The 16,142-nt window shown below is 72.6% G+C and carries 18 protein-coding genes; 7 read left to right on the top strand and 11 right to left on the bottom strand.

What is annotated here, in order from left to right; genetic code table 11:
• Positions 1 to 87 precede the first annotated feature (87 nt).
• Positions 88 to 858: a GGDEF domain-containing protein gene (locus ACFWGZ_RS05515; protein WP_382450250.1), complete on the bottom strand. Its 771-nt coding sequence runs from the start codon at positions 856 to 858 to the stop codon at positions 88 to 90.
• Between the two features lie 195 nt (positions 859 to 1,053).
• Here ACFWGZ_RS05515 and ACFWGZ_RS05510 point away from each other — a divergent pair, with 195 nt between their 5' ends.
• From ACFWGZ_RS05510 to ACFWGZ_RS05500, 3 genes are all read left to right on the top strand, one after another.
• The gene (locus ACFWGZ_RS05510) at positions 1,054 to 3,321 is read left to right on the top strand and encodes a sigma-70 family RNA polymerase sigma factor (protein WP_382450249.1); all 2,268 of its coding nucleotides are present in this window, start codon (positions 1,054 to 1,056) and stop codon (positions 3,319 to 3,321) included.
• Between the two features lie 111 nt (positions 3,322 to 3,432).
• Positions 3,433 to 4,032 carry a GtrA family protein gene (locus tag ACFWGZ_RS05505; protein WP_382450281.1) on the top strand — a complete coding sequence of 200 codons (600 nt, stop codon included), beginning with the start codon at positions 3,433 to 3,435 and terminating at the stop codon, positions 4,030 to 4,032.
• The gene (locus ACFWGZ_RS05500) at positions 3,962 to 4,498 is read left to right on the top strand and encodes a GtrA family protein (RefSeq protein ID WP_382450248.1); all 537 of its coding nucleotides are present in this window, start codon (positions 3,962 to 3,964) and stop codon (positions 4,496 to 4,498) included. Before ACFWGZ_RS05505 ends, ACFWGZ_RS05500 begins: the two co-directional genes overlap by 71 nt.
• Here ACFWGZ_RS05500 and ACFWGZ_RS05495 read toward each other — a convergent pair.
• Together ACFWGZ_RS05495 and ACFWGZ_RS05490 are read right to left on the bottom strand one after the other, a co-directional pair.
• Positions 4,495 to 5,769, bottom strand: coding sequence for an ATP-binding protein (locus tag ACFWGZ_RS05495; protein WP_382450247.1), 1,275 nt, complete (start codon positions 5,767 to 5,769; stop codon positions 4,495 to 4,497). The two genes, ACFWGZ_RS05500 and ACFWGZ_RS05495, sit on opposite strands and share 4 nt — an antisense overlap.
• Positions 5,769 to 6,443 carry a response regulator transcription factor gene (locus ACFWGZ_RS05490; RefSeq protein WP_382450246.1) on the bottom strand — a complete coding sequence of 225 codons (675 nt, stop codon included), beginning with the start codon at positions 6,441 to 6,443 and terminating at the stop codon, positions 5,769 to 5,771. Before ACFWGZ_RS05490 ends, ACFWGZ_RS05495 begins: the two co-directional genes overlap by 1 nt.
• Between ACFWGZ_RS05490 and hisN the strand changes: the two genes are divergently transcribed.
• Positions 6,406 to 7,254 (top strand): histidinol-phosphatase, encoded by an 849-nt coding sequence (hisN, locus tag ACFWGZ_RS05485; protein ID WP_382450245.1) that lies wholly within the window; start codon positions 6,406 to 6,408, stop codon positions 7,252 to 7,254. The two genes, ACFWGZ_RS05490 and hisN, sit on opposite strands and share 38 nt — an antisense overlap.
• Here hisN and ACFWGZ_RS05480 read toward each other — a convergent pair.
• The 4 genes from ACFWGZ_RS05480 to ACFWGZ_RS05465 are packed head-to-tail and all read right to left on the bottom strand — an operon-like array spanning position 7,235 to position 10,884.
• Positions 7,235 to 7,489 carry a hypothetical protein gene (locus ACFWGZ_RS05480; RefSeq protein WP_382450244.1) on the bottom strand — a complete coding sequence of 85 codons (255 nt, stop codon included), beginning with the start codon at positions 7,487 to 7,489 and terminating at the stop codon, positions 7,235 to 7,237. The two genes, hisN and ACFWGZ_RS05480, sit on opposite strands and share 20 nt — an antisense overlap.
• Positions 7,486 to 10,104, bottom strand: coding sequence for a TNT domain-containing protein (locus ACFWGZ_RS05475; RefSeq protein WP_382450243.1), 2,619 nt, complete (start codon positions 10,102 to 10,104; stop codon positions 7,486 to 7,488). The genes ACFWGZ_RS05480 and ACFWGZ_RS05475 overlap by 4 nt, the downstream gene beginning before the upstream one ends.
• 1 nt (position 10,105) lies before the next feature.
• On the bottom strand, positions 10,106 to 10,420 hold the full coding sequence (locus ACFWGZ_RS05470; protein ID WP_382450242.1) for a WXG100 family type VII secretion target: 315 nt from the start codon (positions 10,418 to 10,420) through the stop codon (positions 10,106 to 10,108).
• Positions 10,417 to 10,884: a YbaB/EbfC family nucleoid-associated protein gene (locus tag ACFWGZ_RS05465; protein WP_382450241.1), complete on the bottom strand. Its 468-nt coding sequence runs from the start codon at positions 10,882 to 10,884 to the stop codon at positions 10,417 to 10,419. The genes ACFWGZ_RS05470 and ACFWGZ_RS05465 overlap by 4 nt, the downstream gene beginning before the upstream one ends.
• Before the next feature lie 96 nt (positions 10,885 to 10,980).
• Here ACFWGZ_RS05465 and ACFWGZ_RS05460 point away from each other — a divergent pair, with 96 nt between their 5' ends.
• Positions 10,981 to 11,448 (top strand): MaoC family dehydratase, encoded by a 468-nt coding sequence (locus ACFWGZ_RS05460; RefSeq protein WP_382450240.1) that lies wholly within the window; start codon positions 10,981 to 10,983, stop codon positions 11,446 to 11,448.
• 35 nt (positions 11,449 to 11,483) lie between these two features.
• Here ACFWGZ_RS05460 and ACFWGZ_RS05455 read toward each other — a convergent pair whose 3' ends face one another.
• Genes ACFWGZ_RS05455 through ACFWGZ_RS05445 form a run of 3 tightly spaced genes read right to left on the bottom strand, consistent with a single transcriptional unit; the run spans position 11,484 to position 13,745 of the window.
• A complete protein-coding gene (locus tag ACFWGZ_RS05455) occupies positions 11,484 to 12,413 on the bottom strand; it encodes a hydroxymethylglutaryl-CoA lyase (protein WP_382450239.1) in 930 nt (309 codons plus the stop codon).
• The gene (locus ACFWGZ_RS05450) at positions 12,413 to 12,925 is read right to left on the bottom strand and encodes a PH domain-containing protein (protein WP_382450238.1); all 513 of its coding nucleotides are present in this window, start codon (positions 12,923 to 12,925) and stop codon (positions 12,413 to 12,415) included. The genes ACFWGZ_RS05455 and ACFWGZ_RS05450 overlap by 1 nt, the downstream gene beginning before the upstream one ends.
• Positions 12,926 to 12,938: 13 nt before the next feature.
• Positions 12,939 to 13,745: a biotin--[acetyl-CoA-carboxylase] ligase gene (locus tag ACFWGZ_RS05445; protein WP_382450237.1), complete on the bottom strand. Its 807-nt coding sequence runs from the start codon at positions 13,743 to 13,745 to the stop codon at positions 12,939 to 12,941.
• Positions 13,746 to 13,862: 117 nt separating this feature from the next.
• Here ACFWGZ_RS05445 and ACFWGZ_RS05440 point away from each other — a divergent pair, with 117 nt between their 5' ends.
• Entirely contained in the window at positions 13,863 to 15,512 is a 1,650-nt protein-coding gene (locus ACFWGZ_RS05440; RefSeq protein WP_382450236.1) for an acyl-CoA carboxylase subunit beta, read from the top strand.
• The gene (locus ACFWGZ_RS05435; protein WP_382450235.1) at positions 15,509 to 15,736 is read left to right on the top strand and encodes an acyl-CoA carboxylase subunit epsilon; all 228 of its coding nucleotides are present in this window, start codon (positions 15,509 to 15,511) and stop codon (positions 15,734 to 15,736) included. Before ACFWGZ_RS05440 ends, ACFWGZ_RS05435 begins: the two co-directional genes overlap by 4 nt.
• Here the strand turns inward: ACFWGZ_RS05435 and ACFWGZ_RS05430 are convergent.
• A complete protein-coding gene (locus tag ACFWGZ_RS05430) occupies positions 15,733 to 16,122 on the bottom strand; it encodes a hypothetical protein (RefSeq protein WP_382450234.1) in 390 nt (129 codons plus the stop codon). The two genes, ACFWGZ_RS05435 and ACFWGZ_RS05430, sit on opposite strands and share 4 nt — an antisense overlap.
• Positions 16,123 to 16,142: the final 20 nt, after the last annotated feature.

The following is a 16,142-nucleotide window of genomic DNA, read 5'->3' as shown; positions in this document are numbered from 1 at the left end:
ACTAAGACAATAGAACACTTCTGCGGGCAGGCGGAAGCCACCCCGGTGGGGACGCGGGAAGACCCGCGGGCGCGGGACAGGGGTGGATCAGCGCCCGAGAGCGGCCAGCAGCGCGCGAGCCTGGTCGTGCGTGTCCGGCAGCCGTTCGACCCAGACCTCCGCGGGCCCGGCCGGGCGGACGTTCGGGTCGTCGGCGAGCCGGTCGGCCGCCAGCACCCGGAGGTTCGAGACCCTCCGCGTGAGCAGCTCGTCGCGCTTGACGAGCACGGCCGCCACCGACGGCCCGAGGGTCGCCAGCGTCTCGCCGCGGTCGAAGACGGTGCGCAGCGCGTCCGAGACCAGGGTCATGGCGACGACCCGCGACCACCCGGACGCGCGGTGCACGTCGAGGCGCAGCAGCACGAGCGCGTAGTCGAGCGGCGCCACCGGCGTCTCCCGGTACACCTCGCCCAGCCGCGTCCGCAGGTAGGCCGGCGTCGCCAGCCCGGTCAGGGGGTCCTCCGCCGCGCAGTCACCGGCCCGCCTCGTCACCACGTCCGCCCAGCCCAACGCCGTCGAGCGCAGCATCCGGGAGGGGAGCGCGTCGACGTTCGGCGACACGATCTGCGACGAGGTCGAGGTCATCACCGCGTGCAGCGCGGCGAGGTCGAGCAACGTCTCGCCGAGCTCGGCGCCCGCCTCGGCTCTGGCGCGGCCGAGCCGCACCAGCGCGTCGCCGGGGTCCTCGTCCTCGAGCACCGCCGCGCACACGTCGTCGACCTCGGCCAGCGGCCAGTCCGCGGGGAACGCCCAGCCGGCGGCCATGGAGGCGGTCCGCCACCTCGACTTCAGCAGGCGTTCCGCTTGTGCGACACCCACCCGGTCTCCTTTCGCCGTCGATTCCAGCTGGGAGACGAGTTCGTCGCTGGATCGTGACGCAACCCGCGCGGGGGATTGAGATGACTCTTCCGCACGCCGTAAGTCAGACTGAGCCCGGCGAGGAGGGAAACGAAGACTGTGGCGACCGTTCCTGCAGATGTACAGGGGCCCAGCGACGCGGAACTCATCGAGTCCGTGCGCAAAGGGACCATCGACTCCTACGGCCAGCTGTACGAACGCCACGTCTCGGCGGCCTACAACCTCGCCCGCCAGTTGGCCCGCTCGCAGGCCGAGGCCGACGACCTCGTCTCCGAGGCCTTCGCGAAAGTTCTCGACACGCTGCGCGCCGGCCGCGGTCCCGACGCCGCCTTCCGCGCCTACCTCCTCACGGCGCTGCGCCACACCGCCTACGACAAGACCCGCCGCGACCGGAAGGTCGACCTCACCGAGGACATGACCGACGTCGCGCCGGCGGTCGCGTTCAGCGACACCGCCGTCGCCGGTCTCGAGCGCTCGTTCGCCGCCCGCGCTTTCGCCGCGCTGCCCGAGCGCTGGCAGATGGTGCTCTGGCACACCGAGATCGAGGGCCAATCGCCCGCCGAGGTCGCCCCGCTGCTCGGGCTGACGGCCAACGGCGTGTCCGCGCTCGCCTACCGCGCCCGCGAGGGCCTCAAGCAGCAGTACCTGCAGATGCACCTCGCCGAGACCGGCGGCGAGCGCTGCCGGGCCACCGTCGACCGGCTCGGCGCGTGGACGCGCGGCGGCCTGTCCAAGCGCGAGGCGACGCAGGTCGAGACGCACCTCGACGAGTGCGGCCGGTGCCGCGCGCTCGCGGCCGAGCTCGCCGACGTCAACGGCTCGCTGCGGCTCTTCGTCGCCCCGCTGGTCCTGGGCGTCGGCGCCACCACCTACCTCCTCGCGGCCGGCACGACCACGACCGTCGTCGGCGCCGGTGCGGCCGCCGGGGGCGCGGGCGCGATCGGCGCCTCGATCCCCCGCCAGCTCGTCACGGTCGGCGGTTCGGTCGCCGCCGTCGCCGCGGCCGTGGTGATCGCCCTCGCGGCCGGCAGCAGCGAGCAGCCGCCGCCGCAGGTGCAGGCCGACCCGCCGCCTCCCGCGGTGACGCAGGTGCAGCCGCCGAAGCCCTCCCCCCAGCCACCGGCCCCGCAGCCGCCCCCCCCCCCCCCCGCGCCGCCGCCCGCGCAGACCCCGGCACCCACGCCGGAACCGCCCGCACCGGCACCGGAGGCCCCGGCCCCGCAGCCCGAACCGGCTCCGCAGCCGACCCCGCCACCCTCGCCCGAGCCGACTCCCGAACCCGAGCCGGAACCGGAGCCCGCGCCACCGTCGCTCGTCCCGACCACGCCGACCGGCTACACGCTGACGCCGGGCGAGGAGGCCAAGGACTTCCCGATCGCCGTCCGCAACACCGGCGGCTCCGTCTCGCCGCCCGCGAGCATGCTGCTGACCCTGCCGCCGGGCGTGCTGTCGACCGGCGGGCCGTCGTCGTTCGCGGCGCGGGCGCTGCAGCTCGACGGCGCGGCGGACCAGACCGTGAACTGCCCCGCCGGCAGCGGCGTGATCACGTGCGTGACGCCGCAGGGCATCGCGCCCGGCGGGCAGGCGACGTTCCTGTTCCGGCTCAAGGCCACGCACGACGCGGTGCCCGGCCGCATCACCGGCACGATCAGCGCCGGCACGTCCATCTCGGTGAAGGTGGACGTCGAGGTCGACGTGCCGCCGGTCGACGACGACTTCGAGCTCTCCGTGTCGACGTGGCACCAGGTGTTCTGGGACCCGCGCGTCGACGTCCAGGTGCGCAACACCGGTCCGCGGGCCGGCACGCTGAAGCTGGACGTGTCGTCGTCCGAGCACATCGTGATCTTCACGCCGTACCGCCAGTGCTCCCGGACGGGCCGGGACTCGCTGCGCTGCATCGCCGACCTGGACAAGGGCGGCAAGTTCCGGATGTCCTTCTGGGCGTTCGGGCTGCCGCACCGGGGCGGGTCGGTCACCGTCAAGGCGACGCTCGGCAACGCGACGAAGTCCGTGACGGTGCCGGTGAAGGGCCACCCGGACCGGCCGCCGGTCGTCGAGGAACCGCCGGCGACGACCCCGCCGACGACGACCACGACCACTCCGCCCGTGGAGCCCAGGCCGACCACGCCCGCGAAGCCGGTCGAGCCGAAGAAGCCGGAGGTGCCGGCGCAACCGACCGCGCCTGACCTGCCGTCGGCGACGGTCCCGGAGGTGCCTCAGAACACCGCACCCCAGACCACAGCGCCCCAGGTCACGGCGCCCGAGACCCCAGCGCCGGAGACGACGGAGCCGTCCACCACGGCGCCGCCGTCCTCACCGGAGCCGGCCGCGCCGCGGTCGGACGAGCCGTGCGACCGCGGTGGCCTGCTGCCGTCGTTGCTGCCGGGCCTGTTCGGGACGCCCTGCCCGCCGCAGCGGAGTTGATCAGTAGTTGATCTTCCTTCGTCACGGAACGTGCAGGTCAAGCACCTCAGCGTTGCGGTAGGTAACACCCGGAGTCGGCATCGCCGTCTTGATCCGTAAGCTGGCGCGGTGCTGCCAGTCGTCCGCCGGGCCATGAGCCGGTTGCCAGAACCACTCCAGTTCCTGCTGCACAAGCACCGCGAGATGATCCGGTTCGCCGTGGTCGGCGGCACGACGTTCCTCATCGACAACGGGGTCTGGTACGCGCTGAAGCTCACCGTGCTGACCGACAAGGTCGTCACGGCGAAGGTCATCGGCGTCCTGGTGGCGATCATCGCCTCGTACGTGCTGTCCCGGGAGTGGTCGTTCCACACCCGCGGCGGTCGCGAGCGCCACCACGAGGCAGCACTGTTCTTCCTGGTCAGCGGCCTCGGCGTGGCCATCAACATCCTGCCGCTGTGGCTGTCGCGGCACCTGTTCGGCCTGCAGGCGCCGTTCGTCGCGACCCTGACCGAGGAGATCGCGGACTTCGTGTCCGGCTCGGTCGTCGGCATGCTGCTCGCGACGGGCTTCAAGTTCTGGGCGATGCGGCGCTGGGTGTTCCCGGACGCGGGCGCGCGACCTGACCGGCACGTTCACCCGATCTCCGTAGACTCATCCCGTGTCCCTAGGCGAAACAGTGATCTCGCGGTTCCCGGAGCCGATCCGGTCGATCGCGCTGAAGCATCGTGAACTAGTCAAGTTCGCCCTGGTCGGGGGCACCTGCTTCATCATCGACACCGCGCTGTTCTTCGGCATCAAGACGGTCGTCCTGCCGAACAACCCGGTGACGGCGAAGATCATCGCCACCCTCGTGGCCACGATCGTGTCGTACATCCTCAACAGGGAGTGGTCGTTCCGCACCCGCGGCGGCCGTGAGCGCCACCACGAGGCGCTGCTGTTCTTCCTCGTCAACGGCATCGGCATCGTGCTGAACTCGGCGCCGCTGTGGGTGTCGCGCTACCTGTTCCACCTGCAGGAGCCGCACGTGTCGCGGCTCACCGAGGAGGTCGCCGACTTCCTGAGCGCGCAGATCGTCGGCACGCTGATCGCGATGGCGTTCCGGTGGTACGGGTACAAGCACTGGGTGTTCCCCGAGGAGAACGCGCGCGGTGCCTCCCGGTCGCTCGAGGAGGAGAAGGAGCTCGGCCACTCCTAGCGCGGAGTGCTCGGCGTCTTCCACGGTATCCCGACCACGTCCTGCGCCTTCGGCACCGGCAGGAACACCGCGAACGTCGCCGGCCGGGCCGTCGACAGCTCCAGCCGCCCGCCGTCCGCGTCGACCAGGGCGCGGGCCAGGGCCAGGCCGACGCCCGTCGAGCCGCCGCCGGACACGCCGCGTTCGAAGATGTGCGCCGCCAGCTCGTCCGGCACGCCCGCGCCGCCGTCGCTGACCTCGACCACGACCGTGCCGTCCTCACCCCGTGCGGAGACGACGACGGAACCCTCGCCGTGGCGCAAAGCGTTGTCCAGCAACACCCCGATGGCCTCACGCAGCCGTGCGGGCGTCGCGCGCGCGAGCAAACCGTCCGGCACACGCACGCGCAACGCACGTCCCTGCGACTTGACCTGCTCGCGCCACTCCTCGGCGATGGCGTTCAACGCGGGACGCAGCTCCAGCGGTTCGGCGCCCACGGCACGGGCCGCGCGGGCCGCGGCCAGCAGTTCGTCCAGCACGGCTGCCAGGCGTTCGGCCTGCTCCAGAGCCGCGCGGGCCTCGGCGGCGGTGTCCGGCTCCGGGTGTTCGGCCAGGGCCTCCAGGCGCAGCTGCAACGCCGTGAGCCGGCTGCGGAGCTGGTGGGAGACGTCGCCGACCAGCTCGCGTTCGCGCTGGACCAGGCGGGCCAGTGCCGTGGCCGAGGTGTCGAGGGCCTCGGAGACGGCGTCCAGCTCCTCGATGTTGTAGCGCTGCTCGTCGGCGCGGAAGTCGCCGGCACCCAGGCGGGACGCGCGCGCCGCCACGTGGCCCAGCGGGCGGGCGAGCGTTTGTGCCGTCACCAGCGCCACGACGGTGCCGGTGCCGACGGACAGCGCGAGCAGGAGCAGCACCAGGCCCGCGACCTGGGCCTGCGAAGTGTGCATCGGGCCGGACGGGATCTCCAGGCGGACGGTGCCCTGCTGCGCTATCGGCAGCTCGGCGGTCAGCGGGTCGGTGCCCGGCGACGGGCCGACGACGCTCGTGTTCCCGCCCGACACGACGGTGAGGCGGCCGTCCGTGGGGATGGCGATCCGGACCGCGTCGATGTCGATCACGCGCCGGTTCGCCAGCTGGTCGTCGAGCGTCGTCGCGATCTGCTGGGCGCGTTCGGTGAGGGCGCCGCGGGCGGTGTCCTCGACCAGCTGCAGGGCCGTGTAGCCGAGCGGGATGCCGAGCACGAAACCCGTGACGGCGACGGCGAGCAGGATGGCCCGCAGGATCCGGCGGCGCATCAGTCGGCGTTGAAGCGGAAACCGCGGCCGCGGACGGTCGCGATGCGGCGCTCGGCCGAGTTGGGCGTGCCGTCGCCGAGCTTGCGGCGCAGCCACGACATGTGCATGTCGAGCGTCTTGCTGCCCTTCATGTCCGGGTCGTTCCACACCTCGGACAGGATCTCGTCGCGGCTCACGACCTGGCCCGCGCGCTGGATCAGCACCTTGAGCAGCTCGAACTCCTTGTTGGCGAGCTGGATCTCGCCGCCGTCGACCGTGACGCGGCGGGCGGCCAGGTCGACGCGCACGCCGTTGACCTCCAGCGTCCCCGGCGCGCGGCGGCGCAGCAGGGCCCGGATGCGGGCCATCAGCTCGGCCAGGCGGAACGGCTTGGCGACGTAGTCGTCCGCGCCGGCGTCGAGCCCGACGACGAAGTCGACCTCGTCGGCACGGGCCGTGAGCATCAGCACGGGGATGCCCCGGCCGCTCTGGCGGAGTCTGCGGCACACCTCCAGCCCGTCCATGCCCGGCAGGCCGAGGTCCAGCACCAGGAGGTCGATGCCCCCGGCGATGGCGGACTCGAAGGCGCTCGGCCCGTCGTTGACGACCTGCACCGAATAGCCCTCCCGCGTCAACGCGCGGGAGAGCGGTTCCGCGATGGCCGGGTCGTCCTCGGCCAGCAACACCACGCTCACGGGCCCAGCGTATTCGTGGAACGATCGCCGCGTGTCACGCCACGATGCTGATCTCGAACTCGCCCTCCGCCTCGCCGACGCCGCCGACGCGATCACCGCGACCCGGTTCCGCGCCCACGACCTCGCCGTCGAGCGCAAGCCGGACCGCACGCCCGTCACCGATGCCGACGTCGCGGTGGAGGACGCGATCCGCTCGGTGCTGTCCGCCGAACGCCCGGACGACGTCGTCATGGGCGAGGAGCGCGGCGGCACGCTGGACGCGTCGCGCGTCTGGGTGCTCGACCCGATCGACGGCACCAAGAACTTCCTGCGCGGCGTGCCGATCTGGGCGACGCTGATCGCCCTGGTCGTCGACGGCACGCCGGTCGTGGGCGTCGTGTCCTCGCCGGCGCTGGGCCGCCGCTGGTGGGCCGCCGCGGGCGGGGGCGCGTTCGCCTCCGACGCCGCCGGTGAACGCGCGATCTCCGTGTCCGGGGTGCGCTCTCTCGAGGACGCCTACGTGTCGACGACGGACATCAAGTCGTGGGTGAAGTACCACTCGCGCGAGGCGTACCTGCGGCTCGTGGACGCGACCTGGGAGAGCCGCGCGTTCGGCGACTTCTACCAGCACTGCCTGGTCGCCGAGGGCGCGATCGACCTGGCGCCGGAGTGCGTGGCGAACCCGTGGGACATCGCCCCGTTCCAGGTGCTGGTGACCGAGGCGGGTGGCCGTTTCACCTCGCTGGACGGCGAGGAGCGCTACGACGCCGGCAGCGTGCTGACGTCGAACGGCCACCTGCACGACGAAGCCCTCACGCTGTTGGCACGCTGAGGCTCCCGCGCGCGACCTGGGCCCAGGCGAGCCGGCCGAAGAGGTAGTGGCACGCCACGCTCTCGTCGTCGAACCGGGCCCAGTCGTAGCGGTTGCCCTGCTCCTGCCAGAACACCTCGTGCCCCGTCTCGTCGGTGAGCAGGCACCAGCGGCCCTCCGCCTCCTCACCGATGCTGACGACGTCGTCCGGCACACCGATCCTGCTCAGCCACTCGGGCAGCGACTCGACGTTCATGCGGTGATCTCCGTGAGGTAGCCGAGCGCCACGAGGTCGGCGACCGGGTAGGTGGTGCGGTAGCGGCTGCCGCCACCGGGCTGGCCGAACCAGGGCGCGCTGATCGTCCGGTGCACGGGCAGGTCCTTCTCGACCCGGTAGCGCCGGTAGCCCTCGGCGAGGACGTGCGGCGGCAGCGAGCGCTGGGCGAACGGCGTCCCGGCGGTGCTCAGGACGCGTCCCTCCGGCGTGCCGAACCGGTCGAGCTCGGCACCGGCCGCGAGCACCTCCGGCTGCGGGTCCTCGTAGCCGCCCTCGCGTTCGACGGGCCAGCGCGGCGTGCCGTCCTCGTGCTGGAAGAGGCCCTCCCAGTCGCGTTCGTGCATGCCCGCCAGCGAGTCGTAGCCCTCCAGCAGCTCCTGCACGACCGGGTGGTCCTCGCTCAGCCCGTCGACCTGCTCCACGGGCCGCGGGCCGGAGAGGTCGACCAGGTCGGCCCGCGGGTGGTCGTGCGGGCCGAACCGCGGCGTGACCTGCTCCTCCTCCTGCTTCGGCGGCGGGAGCTGGCGGGCGGGCTTCGGCGCGAGCCGGGGAGCCTGGCCGGCGGACAGGAAGATCGCCATGAACCAGCTGCCGGCCGCGATCGCGGTGTAGGTGTGGCGGATGACGTCCCCGGCGAGACCGGGGTCGACCAGCGCCAGGTTCTCGCGGTTCTCGAGGCGGTCGGTGAGCGAGCCCGAGATCGCGTGGCCGCCGAGGTCGGCGGTCGCGAGCGGCGCCGGGGTGGCGGCGTCGCCGACGGGCGCACCGCCGGGGGCCTGCGACGGCGTGCCGGCCTCGCCGAACTCGGCGTCGTCGAGCGAGCCGTCCTTCGCCACGTCCTTGGCGAGGGCGTCCTTGGTGACGCCCGGCTGCCCCTGGCCGGCCGGCTGGGCACCGCCGTGCTGACCGGGCGACTGGGTGCCGGAACCGGCCTGGCTCTGGACGGTGGCCTGGGTGCCGGGCTGCACTCCCGGAGCGTGGCCCGTGCCCGGGACCGCCGCCGGCGCACCGGACTTGCCGGCCACGGCCTGCGCACCGGACTTGACCTCACCGGGCTTGGACTCACCCGGCTTGGCGTCACCGGCCTTCGCCTCGCCCGCCTTGGCCTCGCCGGCCTTGATCTCCGCGGCCTTCGCGTCCGCGGCCTTGGCGGCCTGCTGACCGGCCTGCTGCCCCTGCTGGGCGGCCTGGGCCTGCTGGCCGGAAGCCTGCTGGGCGACAGCCGCACCGGCCTGGCCGCCGGCGGCCGGAGCCGCCGAGCCGACACCACCGACCGCGCCGCCCACGGCGCCGCCGACGGCACCGGCGGCGCCTCCGACCGGACCACCGACGGGCCCGCTGCCCACCGCCTGACCGGCGGGAGCGGCAGGCGCCGCGGGAGCGGCCTGGGCGGCGGGTGCGCCGTGCACGTCGCCACCGCGGACCAGCGGCTGGTCGAGCACCGCGGCCGCGGAGGCCTGGGTCGTGCCGTCGGCGATCGGGCCGATGTGCCCGTGCAGACCGGGGAGGGCGTCTGCGACCGGTGCCGCGACGGGCGCGACGACCTGGTTGACCACGCCCGGCAGCACCTGCGGGCCGCCCTGGCCGTGTCCCTGCCCTTGACCGGGGCCCTGGCCCTGTCCGGGACCCTGCCCTTGACCGGGTCCGTGGCCGGGACCGTCGCCGCGGCCGTGTCCGTCGCCGGGACCGTCGAACACGGGTCCGGCCACGTCACGGCCGCCGGGCACCGCGTCGACGACCGGCTGCACGACGGCGGCGGCGGGCGCCGTGACGGGCGCGGCGGCGTCCAGCACGGGTGCGGCGACGTCGGTCACGGCGCCGACGACGGGCGCGACCGGCGCGGTGACGGCGCCGACGACCGGCGCCACCGGAGCGGTGACCGCGCCGACGACGGGGGCGACGGTCTCGGTGACCGGCGCGACCACGGCGGCGACGGGTTCGACGACCGGCGCGACGACCTGGGCCACCGGGGCCACCACACCGGCGGCGACGTCGGTGACCGGCGACAGCAGCCCGCCCAGGCTCGGACCGCCGGAGCCGGGCCCGTGGGCGCCGGGCGCGGTGTTGACGGGCTGCGAGCCGTGCGTCATGTCCACGCCGCTGTCGAGGCGGATCGCCGAGGACAGCGTGTTCTGGAGGTTCGCGACGTTGGCCGCGGCACCCTTGGTGAGCGTGTCGAGGCCGAGCAGCGCCGCGGGGTTGCCGGCGTTCGCGGAGGTGTTCGCGGCATCGGTGTTCTTGGCGAGCGTCACCAGCTCGCGCACGATCTCGACCTTCGCGGCCCCGACCTGCTTGGCGGCGTGGTCGAGCCGGTCGGCGGCGGCGTGGCACCCGCGGGCGGCGCGCTGCAGCTCGCCGTCCGGCGCCACGACCTTCGCCCAGCGCCCGCGCGCCGCGTCACCCGTGGCGCCCTTGACGCCGTCGAGCGCGCGACCGGCGGCACCGTCGGACGAGGCGCCCAGGCCCTTGATCTTGTCGCCGGCCTCGCGCCAGGCGGCGGCGCTGGAGCGCATCGCGTCCTCGTCGGCCTTGGGCCACGTGACGCCTGCCTTGGCCGCGACGGCGGCGAGTTCGGCGGGGAGCTCGATGCCCATGTCAGCCTTCCAGCCTCTTCATCGCGGACGCGTTGCTCTGCTCCACGTGCCGGTACGTCTCGGCGGTGGCGGCGAGCTTGTCCCCGACGTCACCCAGCGTCGTGGCCAGCGCGGCCACCGCACCGGCAGCGTCGGCGGAGGGCTTCTCGTGCGAGGAGGCGAAGCTCATCCCGACCGCGTCGTCGCCCCAGCAGGCCCCGAACGAGGCGAGCGCCCGCTCGAGCGTCCCCTTGATCTCGGTGGCCTGCCCGGCGAAGCCCTTCAGGTCCCGCGCCCCGGCGTCCAGCCGCTCGAGGTCGGCCTCATACCCGGTCATCGCACCCTCCTGTCGATGAGCTCGGAGTCGAGCCAGCTCTCCCGCTGCTCGTTGTCCTCGTCGTCGTCCGCACGACGACGAGCAGGCTGCTGAGCCAGTTCCGCCCTGTACTCGGCGGGCTGCAGGTCGGCCGTCCCGGCCACCAGCGCCGCGGGGTCGGTGGCGCTGGGCAGCACCGAGCCGAGCGTCTGGTAGGTGCCCTCGGCAGCGGTGGCGGCCGCCTCACCGACGGTCCGCACGATCAACTCGGCCAGCTGCTCCGGCCGGTGCCGCCGGTAGGCGAGCTCGGACAGCTCGAGCTCCACCAGCTTCCCGCCGCTCCCGACCACGGCGGTGACCGTCCCGTCCGGACTGGAGGCCCTCCCGGAGACGGCCGCCAGCTCCCGCTGGACCGACGCCAGCTGCTCGCGGCTGCGCCGGTAGTCGGCGAGCAGCTCCTCGACCTGCGCACGGTGGTCGTCCACCGAGTCCCCCTCACACGCATAGCCCTGGGCTCGGGCTCTAGGACGCCGTCGCCCGTAAATCGGTTCCCGGCGGATTCAGTTACTACGATCGACGACGTGATCGCCTTCGAGGACCTGCCCGCGGGCAGAATCATCCCGCTCGGTGACCTGGTAGTCGACCGGGAGGACATGCTGGACTTCGCGAGACGCTTCGACCCCCAGCCCTTCCACCTGGACGACGAGGCGGCGAAGACCTCGATTTTCGGAGGTTTGTCCGCATCGGGCTGGTACACCGCCTCCCTGTGGATGCGCCGCTGGGTGGACGTGATCCTGGCGGATTCCACCTCGCAGGGCTCGCCGGGGGGCCGCGAGCTGTCCTGGCTGACCCCGGTGTACCCCGGCGACAGGCTGACCTTCGAAGCCGAGGTGCTGAGCGCGAGGCGCTCGAAGAAGCGCCCGGAGCTGGGCCTGGTGGAGTTCGAGGGCAGGGCGAGGAGGGACACCCGACTCGTCTACCGCTTCATCGCGACAGGCATGTTCACGGCACGAGACGCGATCCCCGGCAGGGACGAAGCCGAGCGGTAGGGCTCGGCCCGTGAGCGGAGCTTCCGGCGGTGGAACTACTTGGACAGGGCCCGGACGACCCGGGAGGGGCTGGGCCGTCCCAACTGCTCAGCCATCCACACCGAGGTGGCGACGAGCTTGTCCAGATCCACCCCGGTCCGGACCCCCAGCCCGTCCAGCATCCACACCAGGTCCTCGGTGGCGAGGTTGCCGGTGGCGGACTCCGCGTAGGGACACCCGCCGAGCCCGCCGGCGGAGGAGTCCACAGTGGTGACCCCGCACCGCAGGGCGGCCAGGGTGTTGGACAACGCCTGCCCATAGGTGTCGTGAAAGTGCACGGCGAGCGAGGAGACGTCCCGGAACCCCTCGATCAACGACTCGACCTGCCCGGGAGTGGCGACACCGATGGTGTCGCCGAGGGAGAGCTGCGAACACCCCATCTCGAGCAACCGCTCCCCCACGGCCACGACCTGGGACCGGGCGACGGGCCCCTCCCAGGGGTCCCCGAAGCACATCGACACGTACCCGCGAACGGACAACCCGGCTTCCAGAGCCCGAGCCACGGTGGGCGCGAACATCTCGAACTGCGAGTCCAGCGTCCGGTTCAGGTTCCGGGAAGCGAACGTCTCGGTGGCGGAGGCGAAGATCGCGATGTGCGACACCCCGGCCTCGAGCGCCCGGTCCAACCCGCGCTCGTTGGGCACCAGCACGGGGTAGACGACCCCGGGCCGGCGGTCCAGCCCGGCGAGCAGCTCGGCGGCGTCGGCCAGCTGCGGCACCCACGAGGGGTGCACGAAGGACGTGGCCTCCACAACGGACAGTCCGGCGTCCGCGAGCCGCGCCAGGAACTCGAGCTTCACCGCCACGGGCACCACGGCGGACTCGTTCTGCAACCCGTCCCGCGCCCCGACCTCCCAGATCGTCACCGCCGGCGGCAGCGATCCGGAGGGGACGACGTCCGGCAGCCCGACCTCGCGCGCCCCCATCAGGCGTCCAACGGGCGGAAGTCGTCAGAAGGGTTGTCGTTGACCTCTCGGTACAACATCGTGTGCACCTTCTCCACGGACGGGATGTCGTCGAACTCGAGCGGCTCGTCCGACGCCGACTCGATGACCAGCGTGCCGCAGCCCAGCACCCGGTCCACCAGAGAGTGCTCGAACCGGACGCTGTTGACACGGGCCAAAGGGATGTCGAGGCCTGTGCGCTTGAACACGCCCTCGCGGTACATCACGCGGTCCGACGTGATGATGAAGTGCGTGGTGCGCCACCGCAGCAGCGGCGCGACCGTCAGCCAGAGGACGAGCACGAGCCCGACCGCGGCCAGCACGATCTGCGCGATGAAGGCCCACGACTGGTCCGCGACGAGCCCGGCCAGGTAGATGCCGAGCGCGACCACCACCAGCAGCCAGAACACCGGGAAGATCAGCATCTTCCAGTGGGGGTGCTTGTGGATCACGACGTGCTCGCCTGAGCTCAGCAGGTCGTCGGGATAGGCCATGGGCCAACCCTAGCTACGCGGGGCGCAGATGCACTACGTCACCTGCGGACACGCCGTGCTCCAGGCCGTCGTCGCCGCGCACGGTCAGGGTGCCGTCCGGCTCGACGCGCTGAGCCGTTCCCTCGACCGCGGCGCCCCCGGAGAGTTCGACGCGCACCCGCGAGCCGACGGTCGCCGAGTGCTCCAGGTACTCCTCCAGGACGCCGGACTCGACCGCGTCGCCGCCGTTCTTGCGCCACACGCCCTCCAGCCCGGCCAGTTCGACCAGCAGCCGGAACGCCAGCTCCTCGCGGTCCAGCTCGGTGGCACCGGAGTCCTCCAGCGACGTCGGCGCGAGGCCACCGGGTGCGGGCTCGACGCCGGCGGGCAGCTTCGCGACGTTCAAGCCCATGCCCACCACGACCGCGCCGTCCGCGGTGATCTCGGACAGGATCCCGGCGCCCTTGCCGGCGGAGGAGCCCAGCAGCAGGTCGTTCGGCCACTTCAGCGACGCCTCGACGCCGGCCGACTGGGCGACGCGCACCAGCGCCAGCCCGGCGATCAGGTTGAGCCACGGCAGCTTCGCCGGGGACACCCCGGCGGGTCTGAACAGCACGCTCACGTAGAGGCCGCCGACCGGTGACGCCCAGCTGCGGCCACGCCGGCCCTGCCCCGCGGTCTGCTCCAGCGCGATCAGCACCGTGCGGTCGGCGGCGTCCGGAGCCGCGGCGAGGTCGGCGTTCGTGGACGGCGTGGACTCCACGACGTCCAGGGCGGCGTACGGGCCGTGGGGGGCGACGAGCTTCGCGCGCAGCGCATCGGCGTCGAGTGCGGTGGTCATCGCGCCAGGCTAGGGGAACGGAAGAGGGTACGTGTGATCGAACGCGACCAACAGGGTGCCGTGACCTGGACAACTGCACGGAGCAGTTCAGCAATGGTCTCGTTAGGCTGCGGGCTCATGAGCAGTGCGACCGAGCCGATCGGGCACGTCCCCGCCGACGCCTCCTCCGGCGCCCCGGACGTCCACACCACCGCGGGCAAGCTCGTTGACCTCTACCGGCGCAACGACGAGGCGGTCCACGCCGGCTCGGAGCGCGCGGTCGAGAAGCAGCACGCGAAGGGCAAGAAGACCGCCCGCGAGCGCATCGACCTGCTGCTCGACCCCGGCTCGTTCGTGGAGCTGGACGAACTGGCGCGGCACCGCTCGACGAACTTCGGCCAGGAGCGCAACCGCCCGTACGGCGACGGCGTGGTGACCGGGTACGGCACCGTCGACGGCCGTCCGGTGTGCGTGTTCTCCCAGGACGTCACGGTCTTCGGCGGCTCGCTCGGCGAGGTCTACGGCGAGAAGATCGTCAAGGTCATGGACCTGGCGATCAAGACCGGCCGCCCGATCATCGGCATCAACGAGGGCGGCGGCGCGCGCATCCAGGAGGGCGTCGTCTCGCTCGGCCTCTACGGCGAGATCTTCTCCCGCAACGTGAAGGCCTCCGGCGTGATCCCGCAGATCTCGCTGATCATGGGCTCGAACGCCGGCGGGCACGTCTACTCGCCCGCGCTCACCGACTTCGTGGTGATGGTCGACCAGACCTCGCACATGTTCATCACCGGCCCGGACGTGATCAAGACCGTCACCGGCGAGGACGTCACGTTCGAGGAGCTCGGCGGCGGTCGCACGCACAACACCAAGTCGGGCAACGCGCACTACCTCGGCTCCGACGAGGAGGACGCGATCGCCTACGTCAAGGAGCTGCTCAGCTACCTGCCGTCGAACAACCTGAGTGACGCGCCCGCGTTCGAGGGCACGCTGGCGGAGGGCTCGCTCGCCGACGCGGTCACGGACTCCGACCGCGAGCTCGACACGCTGATCCCGGACTCGGCGAACCAGCCGTACGACATGCACGAGGTCGTGCACCGCGTGCTCGACGACGGCGACTTCCTGGAGGTCCAGCCGCTGTTCGCGCCGAACATCCTCGTCGGCTTCGGCCGGGTGGACGGCCACAGCGTCGGCGTCGTCGCGAACCAGCCCACCCAGTTCGCCGGCTGCCTCGACATCGACGCCTCGGAGAAGGCCGCGCGGTTCGTGCGGACCTGCGACGCGTTCAACATCCCGGTGCTGACGTTCGTCGACGTGCCCGGCTTCCTGCCCGGCACCGGCCAGGAGTGGAACGGCATCATCCGCCGCGGCGCCAAGCTGATCTACGCCTACGCCGAGGCCACCGTCCCGCTCGTCACCGTCATCACGCGCAAGGCCTACGGCGGCGCGTACGACGTCATGGGCTCCAAGCACCTCGGCGCCGACATCAACCTCGCGTGGCCCACGGCGCAGATCGCCGTCATGGGCGCGTCGGGCGCGGCGAACATCGTGCACCGCAAGACGCTCGCGACCGCCGCCCAGAACGGCGAGGACGTCGACGCCCTGCGCGCGCAGTTGCAGCAGGAGTACGAGGACACGCTGTGCAACCCGTACGTGGCCGCCGAGCGCGGGTACGTCGACTCGGTGATCCCGCCGTCCTACACCCGCGGCTACGTGGCGCGGGCGCTGTCGATGCTGCGGGACAAGCGCGAGACGCTGCCGCCCAAGAAGCACGGGAACATCCCGCTGTGAGCGCGCCGGAGGAGAACAAGCCACTGCTGAGGGTCGTCAAGGGCGAGCCGGACGACTTCCAGCTGGCCGCGCTGACCGCGGTCGTCGCCGGGCTGGCCGCGGCCGCGCCCGTCGCGGACGACGAGCCGAAGCCGCGTCCGGAGTGGGCGAACCACGCCCGCCGCGTGCGCAGGCCGCTCCAGCACGGGCCCGGCGCGTGGCGCGCGTCCGGGTTCCCCGGCTAGGAGCACTCGACCCGGCGGCTGGACACGCTGAGACCGACGGCGACCTCGCGGCAGCGGGTCTCGCCGTCGACCTCCAGCTTCAGCGTCCAGAAGGCGCTGCCGTAGGCGGTCGTCCGCCGCAGCACCTGCACGTCCGTGTGGTTTATCGGCAGGTTGTCGCGCACAGCGGGCACGACGGACGTGAGCAACGCGTTCTCCGCGCGATCGGCGGTGTCGGCGAACGGCCAGATGGGCACTCCGTACCCGATCGGGTCACTCGCGAGCACGCTTCCAACGCCCCACGATCCAATGAGCCCGCCGAGCACGACGAGCAGTGCCGCGATCCGTCTGCGCTTGCCTTCGCGATCGGAACCGCGTTCGGTGAGGACAAGCACCCAGCGCTTCACTTGAACGAGAGTGCCGACAG

The sequence above is a fragment of the Lentzea sp. NPDC060358 genome, from assembly GCF_042725365.1.
GTDB lineage: Bacteria > Actinomycetota > Actinomycetes > Mycobacteriales > Pseudonocardiaceae > Lentzea.
This window is presented reverse-complemented; position numbering and strand designations above follow the sequence as displayed.

Bases quoted from the DNA above. Each gene is read 5' to 3' on its own strand.
- ACFWGZ_RS05480 (WP_382450244.1), bottom strand. From the start codon at position 7,489: ATGAACGTCGAGTCGCTGCCCGAGTGGCTGAGCAGGATCGGTGTGCCG.
- ACFWGZ_RS05495 (WP_382450247.1), bottom strand. From the start codon at position 5,769: ATGCGCCGCCGGATCCTGCGGGCCATCCTGCTCGCCGTCGCCGTCACG.
- hisN (WP_382450245.1), top strand. From the start codon at position 6,406: ATGGCCGGGTCGTCCTCGGCCAGCAACACCACGCTCACGGGCCCAGCG.
- ACFWGZ_RS05445 (WP_382450237.1), bottom strand. From the start codon at position 13,745: ATGACCACCGCACTCGACGCCGATGCGCTGCGCGCGAAGCTCGTCGCC.
- ACFWGZ_RS05475 (WP_382450243.1), bottom strand. From the start codon at position 10,104: ATGGGCATCGAGCTCCCCGCCGAACTCGCCGCCGTCGCGGCCAAGGCA.
- ACFWGZ_RS05455 (WP_382450239.1), bottom strand. From the start codon at position 12,413: ATGGGGGCGCGCGAGGTCGGGCTGCCGGACGTCGTCCCCTCCGGATCG.
- ACFWGZ_RS05450 (WP_382450238.1), bottom strand. From the start codon at position 12,925: ATGGCCTATCCCGACGACCTGCTGAGCTCAGGCGAGCACGTCGTGATC.
- ACFWGZ_RS05470 (WP_382450242.1), bottom strand. From the start codon at position 10,420: ATGACCGGGTATGAGGCCGACCTCGAGCGGCTGGACGCCGGGGCGCGG.
- ACFWGZ_RS05440 (WP_382450236.1), top strand. From the start codon at position 13,863: ATGAGCAGTGCGACCGAGCCGATCGGGCACGTCCCCGCCGACGCCTCC.